This window comes from Streptomyces lasalocidi, assembly GCF_005280215.1.
Lineage (GTDB): Bacteria > Actinomycetota > Actinomycetes > Streptomycetales > Streptomycetaceae > Streptomyces > Streptomyces longwoodensis.
Map to the genome: position 1 here is coordinate 6,900,363 of NZ_SZNQ01000001.1, position 15,545 is coordinate 6,915,907.

Genomic DNA, 15,545 nt, shown 5'->3' on the forward strand with positions numbered 1-15,545 from the left:
GGACCACGGACCATGAGCAAGCCGCTGAAGCAGATCCACTTGGCCGCCCACTTCCCCGGCGTCAACAACACCACCGTCTGGAGCGACCCCCGCGCCGGGAGCCACATCGCGTTCGACTCCTTCGTGCACTTCGCGCGGACCGCCGAACGCGCCAAGTTCGACTTCCTGTTCCTCGCCGAGGGCCTGCGCCTGCGGGAACAGGGCGGCCACATCTACGACCTGGACGTCGTCGGCCGCCCCGACACCTTCACCGTCCTCGCCGCGCTCGCCGCCGTCACCGACCGCCTCGGTCTGACCGGCACCATCAACTCCACCTTCAACGAGCCCTACGAGGTGGCCCGCCAGTTCGCCAGCCTCGACCACCTCTCCGACGGCCGCTCCGCCTGGAACGTCGTCACCTCCTGGGACGCCTTCACCGGCGAGAACTTCCGCCGCGGCGGCTTCCTGCCGCAGGACGAGCGCTACTCCCGCGCCAAGGAGTTCCTGGCCACCGCCCACGAGCTGTTCGACTCCTGGCAGGGTGACGAGATCGTCGCCGACCAGGCCACCGGCACCTTCCTGCGCGACGCGCGGGCCGGCGCCTTCGTCCACCAGGGCCGGCACTTCGACATCCACGGCCGGTTCAACGTGCCCCGCTCGCCCCAGGGCCGCCCGGTGATCTTCCAGGCCGGGGACTCCGACGAGGGCCGCGAGTTCGCCGCCGCCGAGGCCGACGCCATCTTCAGCCGCTACGGCACCCTCGAGGCGGGCCAGGAGTTCTACACCGACGTCAAGTCCCGCCTCGCCAAGTACGGCCGTCGCCCGGACCAGTTGCTCATCCTGCCCGCGGCCACCTTCGCCCTCGCCGACACCGACGCCGAGGCGGAGGAGCTGGCCCGCGAGGTGCGCCGCCAGCAGGTCAGCGGAGCCACCGCGCTCAAGCACCTGGAGTTCGTCTGGAACCGCGACCTGTCCGCCTACGACCCGGAGGGCCCGCTGCCCGACGTCGACCCGGACGTCGACACCGACCACATCGCGCGCGGCCGGGCCCAGGTGCGGATGTACCGCGACCCGCTGGCCACCGCCCGCGAGTGGCGCGAGCTGGCCGAGGCGAACAACTGGTCCATCCGCGACCTGGTCATCCACACCGGCAACCGGCAGAACTTCGTCGGCTCCCCGTCCACCATCGCCAAGACCCTCAACGAGTACGTGCAGGCCGACGCCTCCGACGGCTTCATCCTGGTCCCGCACATCACCCCGACCGGCCTGGACGAGTTCGCCGACAAGGTCGTCCCGCTCCTGCAGGAACAGGGCGTCTTCCGCACCGACTACGAGGGCACCACCCTGCGCGACCACCTCGGCCTCGCCCACCCCGACGAGACCGGCGAGCACCGCGCGGCCTCCTAGGCAGTGCATTCCCGTCATCCGATCGTCGGGTGGGTCGTGAGGGATGGGGAGATGACTGACGCTGCGTGGGCGGTGATCGAGCCGTTGGTGCCGCCTGCGGGTCGTGCCCGGGGAAGGTTCGACCGCTTCGCCCAGGAGCCCTGGACGGTCGACGACGGGCCACCTCCACCGGTTCGGTGCAGGACGTCCGTGCCATGGGGGCCAGGCCCGGCGTACGGCATCCGGCCGGCTGTCGACCAGTGGACATGAACCGCCCTTTGGGCCGTCGACATCGGTTGAGCGGTCGGCTGCCTTCACGGACCTGACGTTCGATCCCGACACCGCCATCGAGGACACCAGGGACATCCTGAGCCTCACCGGGAAGGAATGACCACCCACCTCGCAGACCTACTCCATTGCCCCCGGGGCACTGGAGTACGTCTGCATGTCCAGCGGTGCCGGCGCGCCGCCATCGCCCGTCCCTGCCCCGCCCGGTGCGCTGACCTCGTACGGTGTCCATAACCCTCGTTCAGGGCTAGGCTGTTGAGTGAAACCCCGGCCCCCGGTATCGATGCTGCATCCAGCTCCCGGGGAGGCCCACCGTGTTCGTTCTGCTTCTCATTCTGATCGTGCCGCTGTTCGGCCTCGGTTTCCTTCATCCGTTCTGGTGGCTGGCCGCCGCGCTGCTCGTCTTCGCCGCTGTGCGCCATGGCCGAGACCGTGGTGGCGGCAGCGGCTCGGAGGAGTACCGGGACTACAGGGACCGGCGGGATCGGCAGGAACGCTGGGACCGCCGCTACAGCCGCCAGAACCGGGCGCGTTGGGGGCGCGAGGACCGCCGGGACCGCGAACGCCGCCGGTGAGCCGAAGTGGTACGGCAGCCAGGAGGGTTGCGGAACCACTTCCGCCGGACCGGCCCATCCGTCGTCGAAAGGCATGCCATGCAACGTACGACCTTGCTCCAGGAGGACTGGTGGAAGCTGCGGGCGGAGGCCACATGGGGAAACCCGGTGACGGGAGAGGACGTCGAGGTCCTGCGCAGCCAGAACGACCAACTACGGCGGGCGCTGGCCGGCCGCGCGGTCATCGACCAAGCCCGCGGCATGGTCATGGTCCTGACCCCCTGCACTCGCGGGGCGGCCAGAGGTCTGCTTGTGAACGTGTCACGGCAGTGCGACACCAAACTCGCCGTGGTGGCCGCGGCCGTGGTCGCCGCATGGGAGGGCCAACCCCTCCCGGACCGGATGCAGCGCGCGCTGCGACGAGCGCTTCGCACCTTTCATGCACAGAGCCGGCAGTGCAACACACGGCGGCCGGATGGGCCGCGGGGCAGGGAGAAGTCATGATTCACGCAGCGGACGTGCGGGAATGGCGCGAACGCGATGTCGTCGACGCCGAGTCACACAAGATCGGTGTCCTGGAAGCGGTCTACGTGGACACCACCACCGACGAGCCGGCCATGGCCACGGTACGGACCGGACTGCCCACCCGGCACCGTCTGGTCTTCGTACCCCTCGACGACGCGGTCACCGGACCGGACTACCTGAGGATCAGCTACGCCAGAGCGCTGGTGAAGCAGGCCCCTTCGATCGGCGTGGACGGCGTGCTGCCCGCCGGTCAGGAGGAAGCGATCTTCAGGCACTACGGCCTGCCCTACCAGGCCGGCGCGGCCGGGGAACGGCAACTGGCACGCCGCTGACGGTAGCCGGGCATCGCGGTCCCCCGAAACCGGCGCGGGCCCTCCACCTCGTGCCTGTGCGTCCTCACGGGCACAGCCCGGAACCGGCATCACCATCGAGGCACCTGTCGCACGGGCATGCCGCCAGGCATCAATCCACCGGCGGGCAGGCCGTTCGGGGAAGCGAGGCAGGAATGACCAGCATTCGTGCGACGACCTTCTACGGGAGTGGAAGTCGAGCGACCGTGTTTCTGGTGGGTGAGATCGACGCGGACACCGCTCCCGCGGTGGGCGCCGCCGTCGAGAACTGCCTGCGCCGGGTGACGGCCGTCGTGGACATAGAACTGACGGGTGTCAGCTTCTGTGATGCCAGCGGCCTGAACGTCTTCCTCGCCGCGGCCCTGGACGCGGCCGCCGGCGGCCGCCGGATACGGCTTCGTCACGCGACGCCCGCCGTCCGCAGGTTGTTCGATCTCACCGGCACCGCATCCCTGCTCGACGCCGCCCGGAACGGAGCCTCGGTTCCGCCATCGAGCAGTGCGCGCCGATACATTGCCGGAGCCACCGGTGGTTCCGGATGATCAGTGATCGTACGGCCGAGGTCCTGAACATGCTGCGGAGATGCGACGCGGCCGGCGAGGGTTCCGACCTCGTCGCGGCCATGGCCGCCGCACTGGGCATGGACGGCGTCACCGTCGCCCTCGTCTCGGGATCCGCCCACGGTGAAGCCCTGTGGGCCTCGGACGGTGCCTCCCGCCGCTTCGAAGATCTGCAGGCGACCCTCGGCGAGGGCCCGGGGGTCGACTGTCTGGCCTTCGGCACTGCCGTGCGGGTGCCGGATCTGACACAGCTGCGCCCCGGCCGGTGGCCCGCTCTGGCCGCGGAGGTGCCGGGTCAGACGGCGCGGGCGGTGTTCTGCTTCCCGCTGCGGATCGGCGCGATCGTCCTGGGCGTCCTCACGCTTGTGCGACGGACGCCGGGGCAACTGACCCGAGGACAGACCGAGGAGGCCCAGGCGCTGGCGTTCGCCCTCATGAGGCGCCTCATGGACCGCGGCCCTCCCGGGCTGGCGCTCTCCAGCGAGTCGGACGGTCCGCCTCTGCTCAACGCCGTCGTTCACCAGGCGACCGGGATGGCCAGCGTCCAGCTCGCCGTTCCCCTGGCCGACGCCCTGTTGTGGCTGCGCGCCCACGCCTACGGCAGCGGCCGCACCCTCACTGAAACCGCTCACGACATCGTGGCCGGACGGCTTCGACCGGCCCCCGGCACCGCCCCACCCCCGCCCGCCGCAGACAAGGACTGATTCCATGACCACCCGTGAACAGCAAGTCACCGAGGTCTTCGTCGAAGTCGCCGACTCGCTGGTGGCCGACTTCGATGTCATCGACTTCCTGCAGAAGCTGTCCGTGCGCTGCGTGGAACTCCTGGACGTGGCGGCGGTCGGCATCCTGCTCGCGGACAAGGACGATGTCCTGCACGTCCTCGCAGCCTCCGACGAGCACACCCGGCTGCTGGAACTGTTCGCCCTCCAGTACAACGAGGGGCCCTGCATCGAGTGCTACCGCAGCGGCCAGGCCCGTACCGACATCGACCTCACCAACCCGCAGGTCACCGTCAACTGGCCGCAGTTCACCAGCAGTGCGCGGGGAACGGGATTCGTGAACACCGACGTCCTGCCGCTGCGGCTGCGCGGCCGGGTGATCGGGACCCTCGCCCTGTTCCATACCGTCCCCGGCCCCCTCAGCCCCGAAGACCTCACTCTCGCCCAGGCTTTGGCCGACGTCGCGACGATCGCGATCCTCCAGCAACGCACCCTGTCCCACGCCGAAGCCGAACGTGACCAGCTCCAGTACGCCCTCACCAACCGCATCATCATCGAGCAGGTGAAAGGCGTCCTCGCCGAACGCTGGCACCTGAGCGTCGACGAGACCTTCGGCACCCTGCGGGCCTACGCCCGTGCGCACAACCTCAAACTGTCGCAGCTGGCCCGGGACATCACTGAAGGCAGGTTCGACAGCCGGCAGATCCGCGCCACCCCTGCACCCTCCTCCGCGCGCGAGGGCCAGCGTCCCTGACGAGTTCGCGCACGGTAGGCGGTGAGGCGTCGAGGAGGGCGGCGGGGCTCGGTGTTCACATTTGTCGCGCCGACGTCAGGTCTGCGGGGAGCTGGTGAGACAGCAGGCCGGCGACGGCCTGGACGGCGTCGCTCACGTGCTCGCGGCGTCCGAGGTGGCGGGTCAGAGCTCGCCGGTTCTTCAGGTGAGTGATGCCTTGCTCGACGCGGATACGTCGTGAGGAACGTGCCTTCCGCTGCTGCTCGTACACCTCCCCGTACCAGTCCGGAGCGCATCTCTTGAAAGCCGTTGTCGCCGCCCGCGGGTCGTGCCCGGGGCAGGTGGCGGGATCACCGCCAGGTGCTGGAGGGCGTCGTGTTCAAGTTCCGCACCGGGGTGCCTTGGAGGGATCTGCCCCCCCGGAGCCCGGTACAAGGCGCGGGCCGGGACCTGTCTCCCTCCCCCGAAGGCGACAGGTCCCGGCCCTTCCCCCGCCCGGACAGTGGTCCCGGTCCGCGGGCCGTCACCAGCACATGACGGCGGTCTCGCCCGAACCCCAGCCGGAGTACAGGCGCACGCGGACGACATAACGGCGGCCCTTGACGAGCCGCATCCGGAGCGTGGCGTTGTCCGGGGTGCCCGCGTCGTCGTGGCCGGCGAGGAACCGGGGCTCCCCGTCCCGCTCCTCGAAGACCACGACGACGCAGTCACCCTCCCCGAACGTGCCGACGGTGTACGCGCGCGTCTCGGGCGGCTCCACGGTGAACTCGGCCTGCTCGCCCGGCGCGAGGGACAGCGGCACCGAACGGAACGGCACCAGCGCCGGCGGCGCCCCCGTCGGCAGCGGCGGGTACCAGCGCAGCACGAACTCCTTGTCCAGCGGCGACAGTCCGCCCGGCGGACGCACACCCCCGCGGAACTGCTCCGGCTCCAGGATCAGCCCCGGGTCGAAGGGGAACTGCATCACCGACTGCGGGTCCCACACCGACCCGTTGACCTCGGCCGCGTCCAGCTTGCGCAGCACGTTGGCGTCGGTGCGCTCCCGGCTCCAGTGGTTCGGCGGGCCCGCCAGGTCGGCGTACACGGCCTCGTCGTCCCAGTGGATCCCGGCGCAAGGGCTCTGGTGCTCGTGCCGCATGCCCAGCACGTGCCCGATCTCGTGCAGGGCCGTGGCCCGCTCGCCGGGCGCCGTGAGGTCCCAGCCGAAGTTCATGGTGCGCTCGCCCCGCCCGGCCGGCAGCGCGTCCCGGCCGATCGCCGACCAGGACCCGCCCCCCTGCTGGAAGCCGATGCGCAGCTCCGCCTCCGACCGGTCGGCGACCTCGCGGAACTCCAGTCCGATGCCCAGGTCCCGCCACTCGCGGAAGGCGTCACGCACCACGGCCCGCTGCTCCTCGCCGCCCACCCACGACACCCACCGGCTCCGCCCGCAGCCCGGCACCGCGATGACCGAGCCGTCGTCGTCCCCGTCGAAGAAGCAGTAGTGCAGGACGGTGCCGTTGACCCACATCCGGCGCCCGCTGAGGAACGCGCCCAGCCGCTCGGCTGCCAGTTCCGGCGCGACGGCGGGGTCGGGCGCCGGGACGAGGGAGCAGTAGCGGGCGGTCATGCGGCCCGCCCCGGCCGCTCGACGAGGGCCTTCGGGACCCGTGCGTGAATCGTCACGACAACAAGAGCCCGTCCGCCCGGGTTTGATACAGGACAGCTCGAGCGGCCCTCGGACCTCCGGCTGCCGCGGCCCTACCCCGGTCGGCTCACGCCGCGCCGAACGCCGTGAACGCCCATCCGGTCGCCTGGTGCGTGGCGTCCGAGGGCACCGCCGCGCGCGCGTCGCGCAGGGCCTCCGCGAGCGACAGCCCGTCGCCCAGGCCCTTGTGCAGTGCGAGCATCAGCGGGACCACCGCCTCGTCGTTCACCGGGGCGCTGCTGGCCACCACCCCGGCCGTGCCCAGCGGCAGCAGCGCGGTGACCAGGCCGAGGAGTTCGTCCGCGCCGACCGAGGCGAGCCGGGCGGTGTCGCAGCTGGACAGGATGATCCGGTAGGGGCTGCGGGCCAGGCGCTCGAAGTCGTGCACGATCAACGGGCCGTCCACCATGCGCAGCGAGGAGAACAGCGGACTGTCGGCCCGGAAGTCGCCGTGCGCGGCGATGTGCGCCAGGGCCGCGCCGTCGAGTTCCTCCAGCACGCGCGGCACGCGCGCGTCGGCGTCCTCCAGCACCGTGGCCCGGCCGTACCGGTCGGCGACCTCCGGCACCTCCGCGCCGCCGGTCGCCAGGCCCGGACCGCGCACCAGGACGTGCCGGCCGCCGGTCGGCGGCTCGGTCTCCCGCGCGCGCAGCCAACTGCTCGCGGACGGCGACACGCTGACGACCCGCTCGCGCAGCGACGGCAGCAGCGCCCAGGGCACACTGTGCAGCCGGGCCGGCGGCACCACGACGACCGGCCCGGAGCCGAGGTGGCGGGCCGCCGGGCCCAGCAGCACCTCCTCCAGACGGCGGCCCATCGCCTCCACCAGCGGCAGCCGGCCCTCCGCGCGAGGGTGGGCGAGCCGCCGCAGCGTGGCCTGCACGTGCTCGGCCTCCCGCTCCGCCCGCTCCACCTGCCCGCCCGCGAACCGGCGCACCCGTCCGCCGCCGCACAGCAGCACCTGCACCCGCCCGTCCAGCACGGCGAGCGCCACCAGCCGCCCGTCGCCGAGCCGCTCCAGCATCCCGGCGACGTCGAAGCGGTACCCGCCGCCCGGCGCGTCCCCCCGTATGTGCAGGGTCCGTGAGCGCACTTCCCGCTCCAGGCGCCGCTGTTCGCGCTCCAGCGCGGGGACCGGCCGGCCGTCGCGGCGGGCCTCCTCAGCGCGGGCGGCGATCTCGCGGAAGGCGGTCAGCCCGCTCTGCAGCACCGGATCGGCGGGCGGCCGGGTCGGGGGTGCCGTCAGCACGGTCGCCCGCCAGCGCTCGCTCCACTCCAGCAGCCGCCGCGGCCCGCCCCCGGCGAGGCTCACCGCCTGGGCCAGCGCGGCCAGTTCGGCGCCCTGCGCGGTGGCCCGGGCGCGCAGTTCCGAGGCGCCGAGCGTCATCCGGTGGTCGTCCAGGACGGCGAGACCGCGCCGGCACGCCTCCAGCACGCCCCGCCCCGACCCGGCGGCCCGGGCCCGCAGCGCCTGCGCGGCCCAGCCGGTGATCCGGGCCAGCGGCGGCCCGCTGCGCCGGCTGCGCGCGGCCACCCGCAGGTAGCGCTCGGCGTCCTCCGTCCAGTCCAGGTGCAGCGCGATCCGCCCCGCCAGCAGCCACGCCTCGGGCGCGGCCGGCGCCCCGGACCCCTCCAGCCGCTCGGCGACCCGGGCGGCGTCCGCGACCAGCCGTCCGTAGCCGCGCCCGGACGCGAACCGCGCCTCGATGAGGACGAGCCGTGCGTGCGCCTCCCACCAGCCGCGCCGCTGCCCCGAGAAGAGGCGGACGGCGACCGCCGCGCGCGCGATGGCGGTTCCCGGATCGCCCGCCAGCCGGGCCGCCCGCGCGGCCGCCAGCAGCAGTTCCGCCTTGCGCGTGGACTGCCCGCCGATCCCGTCGAGGACGGCGATCGCCGCGTCCGCCTCGGCCAGCGCCTCGGGCGCCAGCCCGGCCGCCATCAGCACCTCGCAGCGCCGGATGTTCAGCATGAACGTCGGCGTGCCCAGCTTGGCGTAGCGCTCCTCGGCCTCGTCCAGCAGCCGCAGCGCCGCCGGGATGTCCCCGGCGCGGAAGGCGGCAAGACCCCGGCTCTCCACCGCGTCGGCCTTGTCGTGCTCCTGGCCGGTGGTGTCCCACAGCGCCTCGGCCGCCGTGAAGTCGGCCTCGGCCCGCTCCACCGCGCCGAGCGCCAGGTGCACCGTGGCCCGCAGGGTGAGTGCCCGCGCCGTCCAGATGACGTCACCGGTCTGCCGCAGCACGGGGATCGCGCGCCGCACGTCCTCCAGGGCTTCGCGGTGGTGGCCCAGCACCCACCAGACGTAGGCCCGCCGGTACAGCACACGCGCGCGGGTGTGACCGCTGCCGCGCCGCACGCCCTGCTCGAAGGCGGCCAGGCCCTGCCGGGTGCGGCCCGCGTGCACCAGGGCCACGCCGAGGGTGGCCAGGACGTCCGCCTCCCGCTCGGGCGACTCGGCCCGCGCCGCGAGGTCACGGGCCCGCCGCAGGTGCTCCAGGGCGAGGCGCAGGTCGCCCCAGTCGCGCTGCCAGATCCCGATCACCTGGTGGGCGACGGAGGCGTGCTCCGGCGGCGGGGCGGAGTCGAGGAGGGCCCGCGCCCGCGCGAGAGCCTCGTTGGGGGCGGCGAACACCATCGGCAGCAGTTCGGGCACCGATTCGTTTCCCGCTGTCACTCCACGGATGCTATCGGCCTGCGGAGGCGGTCACACCGGTTCGTGCCGGATCCCTACCGGTTCGTGCCGGATCTTCACGGTGCGGGCCCGATCCGCACCGGTTCGCGCGGCGTGCGGTGCCCGTGGCGGGCGTTCCCCACAGTGGTCGCGGACGCGCGGCGGGCGTTCCGTACGGTGGGTCGGGGCGTGCGGCGGGAACCGCACCACCCCGCCGTACCGTCGCACCACCTGTATCAGACGGCGGTTCCGCGGCTCTTGATGACAACCACCGCCTCAGGGGGAGGACCACGCGATGGCACCACAGCGATTCCACGAGCAGTTCGACCACATCCAGCGCGCGCTGCCGGGTGTCCCGCTGGCGCTGGGTCCGGACGACTCCGCCGAGTTCATCTACGAGCGGGGCGTGGTGCTGGCCCGCGACGGCGAGGAGGCCGCGCTCGTGGAGGACACGGTGCGCTCCCACTTCACCGAGGCCCCCGAGCTGGTCGCCGACCACGTGCGCCGCGCCGGCCCCGAGACCAACCGCTCCGGCATCACCCGCATCCAGGTCGGCGACCCGGGCGACACCGACCGGCGCGGCGACCACACCGTCGCGGGCGCGCTGCGCGCCCTGCGCCAGGCCGAGGGCCGCTCCGGCCGGCGCCTGGTCAGCCGCAACCACGTGGTGTCCATCGCGGTCAACGCCTGCCCGGGCGACGAGCCCGTGCCCGCCCCGCGCACCGAGGCACCCAACCCCGCGGTCGCCGAGGGCGCCCACGACCCGGACGGCGCGGTAAAGGTGCTGGTGGTCGACACCGGCCTGACCAGCGACTACCGCTCCTACCCGCAGTTCGCCCACACCGACGGCGACCTCCAGACCCGCGAGCGGGACGACGACGGCGTGCTCCAGCAGTACGTCGGGCACGGCACCTTCATCGCCGGCATCGTCACGGCCATCGCCCCCGACACGGACGTCACCGTCCGGGGCACCCTCAACGACGCCGGGGCGATCCTGGAGTCGGAGTTCGGCGACAGGCTCTTCGACGCCGTCGAGCAGGGCGGCTGGCCGGACGTCCTCAGCCTCTCCGCCGGCACCTCCAACGGGCGCGTGGACGGCCTGCTGGGCCTGGACGCCTTCATGCGCGAACTCAACGACCGCGGCACCCTGCTGGTGGCCGCCGCCGGCAACAACGCCAGCGCCACCCCGTTCTGGCCCGCCGCCTACGCCGCCCTGCCCGAGTACGCCGAGGCCGTCCTGTCGGTCGGCGCGCTGCGCGGCGACGGCGAGTTCGGCGCCTGCTTCTCCAACCACGGCCCCTGGGTGCGCGTCTACGCCCCCGGGGAGCGCCTGGTCAGCGCCCTCACCGGCTTCGACGCGCCCGTGCCGTACGTCTACCAGCACTCCACGTACGACGCCTGCCGCTACGGCTTCACCTACACCTGCACCTGCCAGTCCCCGCGCCACACCGGCGCGTTGAGCGACGACGGCAGCACGGGCGAGCCGGACCGGGTGACGTTCGACGGCCTGGCGTCCTGGAGCGGGACGTCCTTCGCGACGCCGGTGGCCGCCGGCCTGGTCGCCTCCTGGATGACGGCGCACAAGGAGCGCGACCCCCGGGTCGCCGCCCGCCAACTGCTCGACTCGTGCGCCGAGTTCGCCGAGGTGCGCGGGGCGCACGTACAGGCGCTGCGGCCGCCCACCTGGCGTCCGGTGCCGGTGCAGCGGCCCGTGCGGACCCTGTGAGGTCCGCCGTGACCCCGCCCACGGCGTACGATGACAGGCCGTACACGAGGGGTGGGGCCGTGGACCGTAGTGATGTCGGCGCGCTCGTCCAGTCCGCCGTCGACGGCGACGCGGCGGCCTGGAAGGCGCTGGTGGAAGGGCTGAGCCCGCTGGTCTGGTCGGTGGTGCGCGCGCACCGGCTGTCCGACGCCGACGGGCACGAGGTCTACCAGACGGCGTGGTTCCGGTTCGCCCAGCACCTGGGGCGCATCCGGGAACCCGACAAGGCGGGTTCGTGGCTGGCGAGCACCACGCGCCACGAATGCCTGAAAGTGATCAAGAGCGCCAAGCGGCTGACCCCTACGGACGACCCCCAGTTGCTCGACCGGGTCAGTGAGGACCGCACACCGGAGCAGTCGGTGCTGGACTCCGAGGAGGCGGCCGCGCAGAGCGAGCGCGTCCGCTTCCTCTGGCAGGAGTTCGAGGCGCTGGGCGAGCGCTGCCGGCAACTGCTGCGGGTGCTGATCGCCTCGCCGCCGCCCAGTTACCAGGAGGTGTCCGCGGCGCTGGGCATCGCCGTCGGCAGCATCGGCCCGATGCGGCAGCGCTGTCTGCGCCGCCTGCGGGCCCGACTCATCGCACGGGGAGCGTTGTGAAGGACATGAGGGACGACGAGGCCGGCGGGTCCGGCGAGCTCTTCGACGGGGGGCCCTTCGACCGGGGCACCGCCGACGAGGACGCCGTCGAGCAGAGCCGGACGGAGGACGAGCTGCGCCAGGCCGCCGCCATCCTGGACCCGGTGCCGCCCGAGCTGCGCCGGATCGCTGTGGAGGCGTACGCGCTGCACGACCTGGACGCGCGGATCGCGGAGCTGACGTTCGACTCGCTGGTGGACGCCATCCCCGTGCGGGGCGTGGCGGACCCGCCGCGGATGCTGACCTTCCACACCGGCGAGCTGACCGTCGACGTGGAGGTCACCCCGCACGGGCTGATGGGCCAGCTGCTGCCGCCGCAGGAGGCGTCGATCGAGGTGCTCAGCGGCCCCCAGGCCGGCGCCCGCCTCACGGCCGACGACCTGGGCCGCTTCATCGGCGACCCGCCACCGGCAGGCCCGTTCGCCCTGCGCCTGCGCACGGGCGACGAGGTCGTGGTGACGGAGTGGCTGCGCGCCTGAGGCGAGACAGCCCCTACAGCGCCCCGGCCGCGTCCACCAGCGCCGCCAGGGACTCCGCGAGTCGTCCCAGGCCCGGGCCCGCCGGGCCGCCCGGCTCGGTCATGTAGGTGTCGCGCCGGATCTCCACCATCAGCGCCCGCACCCGGGCGTCCGACCCGTAGTACTCCAGCGGTACGTACGTCCCGCTGAACGGGCTGTCCAGGCCCACGTCGCCCCACGCCCCGAACGCCTCCCGGGCGGCGGCGAGGAGCGGGCCGGGTGTGTGGAAGGGATCGGTGCCCAGGCAGATCGCGGGCCGCGGGCCGTGGCCGTGCAGCTCGTAGGGGAGCGGCCGGGTCGGGTAGGAGTGCACGTCGACGATCACGGCCCGGCCCGTCGCCGCGAGGCGGTCGGCCACCGCCTCGGTCATGGCCCGCGCGTAGGCGCGGAAGTACCGCTCGAGCAGCGGCTCCGGGTCGATCGCGGGGTCCCGCAGCGCCTCCCGGTGCGTGGTCCGCGTGTACACCGCCCCCATGCCCACGGCGAGCATCTCCTCGCGCTCGTCGGGGAAGCGCTCGGGGTCGACGACCAGCCGGGAGAGCCGGTTCACGAACCGCCACGGTGTGGCCCGTGCCAGCCCGGCTGCCCGTTCGGCCAGCTCGGCGGTGTGCGCGTCGACTATGTGGTCGAGCTCCCGCTCCAGTGCGCGGTCGTCGAGCACGATCCCGGCGCGCACCTCGGGCGGCACCGCCCGCGCCCCGTGCGGGACGTGCAGGATCACGGGTGACGTCCCGGCTCCGGGCAGCAGCTCGAACGACGGCACGGCAGGGCTCATACGGCGGCTCCGGGGGAGGGGTCGGGAGGGAGCGGGAAGGGCGGACGCGCGACCGCCCCGGCCGGGGAGTCCGGCCGGGGCGGGCACGAGGGGCGCACCGCGGGCGCCGCGGGGCGCCGGGGTCAGCTCAGGGACGCCAGCAGCTCGTTCCAGGTCGCCGACGGGCGCATGACGGCGGCGGCCTTCGCCGGGTCGGGCTGGTAGTAGCCGCCGATCTCGGCCGGCCGGCCCTGGACGGCGTTCAGCTCCTCGACGATCTTCTGCTCGTCGGCGGCCAGCGCCTCCGCGAACGGCTGGAAGGCCTTGGCCAGCTCCGCGTCCTCGGTCTGCCGGGCCAGCTCCTGCGCCCAGTACAGGGACAGGTAGAAGTGGCTGCCGCGGTTGTCGATGCCGCCGACGCGACGGGTCGGGGACTTGTCCTCGTTGAGGAAGGTCGCCGTGGCGCGGTCCAGGGCGTCGGCCAGCACCTTGGCGCGGCTGTTGCCGGTGGCGTCGGCGTACTGCTCCAGGGACGGCACCAGCGCGAAGAACTCACCGAGGGAGTCCCAGCGCAGGTAGTTCTCCTTGACCAGCTGCTGGACGTGCTTGGGCGCGGAGCCGCCGGCGCCGGTCTCGAAGAGGCCGCCGCCCGCCATCAGCGGGACGACCGACAGCATCTTGGCGCTGGTGCCCAGCTCCAGGATCGGGAACAGGTCGGTCAGGTAGTCGCGCAGGACGTTGCCCGTCACCGAGATGGTGTTCTCGCCGCGGCGGATGCGCTCCACCGACAGCTTGGTGGCCTCGACCGGGGCGAGGATGCGGATGTCCAGGCCCTCGGTGTCGTGCTCGGGCAGGTAGCGCCGGACCTTCTCGATGAGCACCGCGTCGTGGGCGCGGGTCTCGTCCAGCCAGAACACGGCCGGGTCGCCGGTGGCGCGGGCGCGGGTGACGGCGAGCTTGACCCAGTCGCGGATCGGGTCGTCCTTGGTCTGGCAGGCGCGGAAGATGTCGCCCTCGGCGACCGGCTGCTCGATCAGGACGTTGCCGGCGGTGTCGACCAGGCGGACGGTGCCGGCGGCCGGGATCTCGAAGGTCTTGTCGTGGGAGCCGTACTCCTCGGCCTTCTGCGCCATCAGGCCGACGTTGGGGACCGAGCCCATGGTGGACGGGTCGTAGGCGCCGTGGGCCTTGCAGTCCTCGATCACGGCCTGGTAGACGCCGGAGTACGAGGAGTCCGGCAGCACCGCGAGGGTGTCGGCCTCCTGGCCGTCCGGGCCCCACATGTGGCCGGAGGTGCGGATCATGGCCGGCATGGACGCGTCGACGATGACGTCGGACGGCACGTGCAGGTTGGTGATGCCCTTGTCGGAGTCGACCATCGCCAGGGCCGGGCCCTCGGCCAGCTCGGACTCGAAGGACGCCTTGATCGCGTCGCCCTCGGGCAGCGACTCCAGGCCCTTGAGGATGCCGCCCAGGCCGTCGTTGGGGGACAGGCCGGCGGCCGCCAGGGTCCGGCCGTACTGCTCGAACGTCTTCGGGAAGAAGGCGCGCACCACGTGGCCGAAGATGATCGGGTCGGAGACCTTCATCATCGTGGCCTTCAGGTGCACGGAGAACAGCACGCCGTCCGCCTTCGCGCGGGCGACCTGCGCGGCGAGGAACTCGCGCAGCGCGGCCACGCGCATCACCGAGGCGTCGACGACCTCGTCCTTGCGGACCGGTACCGACTCGCGCAGCACGGTCGTGGTGCCGTCCTCGGCGACCAGCTCGATGCGCAGCGCGCCGTCCTCGGCGATCACCACGGACTTCTCGGTGGAGCGGAAGTCGTTCTCGCCCATGGTGGCCACGGTGGTCTTCGACTCGCCGGTCCAGGCGCCCATGCGGTGCGGGTGGGTCTTGGCGTAGTTCTTGACCGAGGCGGGGGCGCGCCGGTCGGAGTTGCCCTCGCGCAGGACGGGGTTCACCGCCGAGCCCTTGACCTTGTCGTAGCGGGCGCGGATCTCGCGCTCCTCGTCGGTCTTCGGCTCGTCCGGGTAGTCCGGCAGCGCGTAGCCCTGCGCCTGGAGCTCGGCGACCGCGGCCTTGAGCTGCGGGATGGACGCCGAGATGTTCGGCAGCTTGATGATGTTGGCCGCCGGCGTCTTGGCCAGCTCGCCCAGCTCGTGCAGGGCGTCCGGGATGCGCTGCTCCTCGGCCAGGTACTCCGGGAAGAGGGCGATGATGCGTCCGGCCAGCGAGATGTCCCGCGTCTCCACGGCGACACCCGCCTGCGACGCGTACGCCTGGACCACCGGCAGGAAGGAATACGTTGCCAGGGCCGGGGCCTCGTCAGTGTGCGTATAGATGATGGTCGAGTCAGTCACCGGGTGCTCCGCTCCACGTCTGCAACATTGCTCGACATCAAGATATCTCGTGACCGGG

Annotated in this window: 15 protein-coding genes and 1 pseudogene; 12 read left to right on the forward strand and 4 right to left on the reverse strand. The window is 72.8% G+C overall.

Translation table 11 applies throughout. The features are described from left to right. Positions 1-12: 12 nt before the first annotated feature. The 9 genes and pseudogenes from E4U91_RS31160 to E4U91_RS31200 form a co-directional block, all read left to right on the forward strand. Complete coding sequence (locus tag E4U91_RS31160) at positions 13-1,386, forward strand: NtaA/DmoA family FMN-dependent monooxygenase (RefSeq protein WP_137309897.1); 1,374 nt, start codon at positions 13-15, stop codon at positions 1,384-1,386. Positions 1,387-1,967: 581 nt separating this feature from the next. After that, positions 1,968-2,228: a hypothetical protein gene (locus E4U91_RS31165; protein WP_137309898.1), complete on the forward strand. Its 261-nt coding sequence runs from the start codon at positions 1,968-1,970 to the stop codon at positions 2,226-2,228. 93 nt (positions 2,229-2,321) lie between these two features. After that, complete coding sequence (locus tag E4U91_RS31170) at positions 2,322-2,711, forward strand: ANTAR domain-containing protein (RefSeq protein WP_241678747.1); 390 nt, start codon at positions 2,322-2,324, stop codon at positions 2,709-2,711. After that, a complete protein-coding gene (locus E4U91_RS31175; protein WP_137309900.1) occupies positions 2,708-3,064 on the forward strand; it encodes a PRC-barrel domain-containing protein in 357 nt (118 codons plus the stop codon). Before E4U91_RS31170 ends, E4U91_RS31175 begins: the two co-directional genes overlap by 4 nt. Positions 3,065-3,237: 173 nt before the next feature. Beyond that, positions 3,238-3,624 carry an STAS domain-containing protein gene (locus E4U91_RS31180; RefSeq protein ID WP_137309901.1) on the forward strand — a complete coding sequence of 129 codons (387 nt, stop codon included), beginning with the start codon at positions 3,238-3,240 and terminating at the stop codon, positions 3,622-3,624. Continuing rightward, complete coding sequence (locus E4U91_RS31185) at positions 3,621-4,346, forward strand: GAF domain-containing protein (protein WP_137309902.1); 726 nt, start codon at positions 3,621-3,623, stop codon at positions 4,344-4,346. The genes E4U91_RS31180 and E4U91_RS31185 overlap by 4 nt, the downstream gene beginning before the upstream one ends. Before the next feature lie 4 nt (positions 4,347-4,350). After that, the gene (locus tag E4U91_RS31190; protein ID WP_137309903.1) at positions 4,351-5,118 is read left to right on the forward strand and encodes a GAF and ANTAR domain-containing protein; all 768 of its coding nucleotides are present in this window, start codon (positions 4,351-4,353) and stop codon (positions 5,116-5,118) included. Positions 5,119-5,212: 94 nt separating this feature from the next. Continuing rightward, on the forward strand, positions 5,213-5,338 hold the full coding sequence (locus E4U91_RS39670; protein WP_277755351.1) for a hypothetical protein: 126 nt from the start codon (positions 5,213-5,215) through the stop codon (positions 5,336-5,338). Positions 5,339-5,406: 68 nt separating this feature from the next. Next, positions 5,407-5,514: pseudogene (locus E4U91_RS31200) on the forward strand (transposase); the annotation flags it as partial. Positions 5,515-5,620: 106 nt separating this feature from the next. On the opposite strand, the gene absR1 reads toward E4U91_RS31200, so the two are convergent. Together absR1 and E4U91_RS31210 are read right to left on the reverse strand one after the other, a co-directional pair. Further along, positions 5,621-6,706, reverse strand: coding sequence for a beta-glucuronidase AbsR1 (gene absR1, locus E4U91_RS31205; protein WP_137309904.1), 1,086 nt, complete (start codon positions 6,704-6,706; stop codon positions 5,621-5,623). A gap of 145 nt (positions 6,707-6,851) precedes the next feature. Continuing rightward, on the reverse strand, positions 6,852-9,416 hold the full coding sequence (locus E4U91_RS31210) for a CHAT domain-containing protein (protein WP_174867959.1): 2,565 nt from the start codon (positions 9,414-9,416) through the stop codon (positions 6,852-6,854). A gap of 331 nt (positions 9,417-9,747) precedes the next feature. On the opposite strand from E4U91_RS31210, the gene E4U91_RS31215 reads away from it, so the two are divergent. Genes E4U91_RS31215 through E4U91_RS31225 form a run of 3 tightly spaced genes read left to right on the forward strand, consistent with a single transcriptional unit; the run spans position 9,748 to position 12,331 of the window. Continuing rightward, positions 9,748-11,178 carry a S8/S53 family peptidase gene (locus tag E4U91_RS31215; RefSeq protein WP_137309906.1) on the forward strand — a complete coding sequence of 477 codons (1,431 nt, stop codon included), beginning with the start codon at positions 9,748-9,750 and terminating at the stop codon, positions 11,176-11,178. 59 nt (positions 11,179-11,237) lie between these two features. Beyond that, the gene (locus tag E4U91_RS31220) at positions 11,238-11,813 is read left to right on the forward strand and encodes an RNA polymerase sigma factor (protein WP_137309907.1); all 576 of its coding nucleotides are present in this window, start codon (positions 11,238-11,240) and stop codon (positions 11,811-11,813) included. Between the two features lie 5 nt (positions 11,814-11,818). Next, positions 11,819-12,331 carry a hypothetical protein gene (locus E4U91_RS31225; RefSeq protein ID WP_137309908.1) on the forward strand — a complete coding sequence of 171 codons (513 nt, stop codon included), beginning with the start codon at positions 11,819-11,821 and terminating at the stop codon, positions 12,329-12,331. Between the two features lie 13 nt (positions 12,332-12,344). Here the strand turns inward: E4U91_RS31225 and E4U91_RS31230 are convergent, their stop codons facing one another. Beyond that, on the reverse strand, positions 12,345-13,145 hold the full coding sequence (locus E4U91_RS31230; RefSeq protein WP_137309909.1) for an N-formylglutamate amidohydrolase: 801 nt from the start codon (positions 13,143-13,145) through the stop codon (positions 12,345-12,347). Between the two features lie 122 nt (positions 13,146-13,267). Beyond that, positions 13,268-15,487 (reverse strand): NADP-dependent isocitrate dehydrogenase, encoded by a 2,220-nt coding sequence (locus tag E4U91_RS31235; RefSeq protein WP_137309910.1) that lies wholly within the window; start codon positions 15,485-15,487, stop codon positions 13,268-13,270. Positions 15,488-15,545 lie beyond the last annotated feature (58 nt).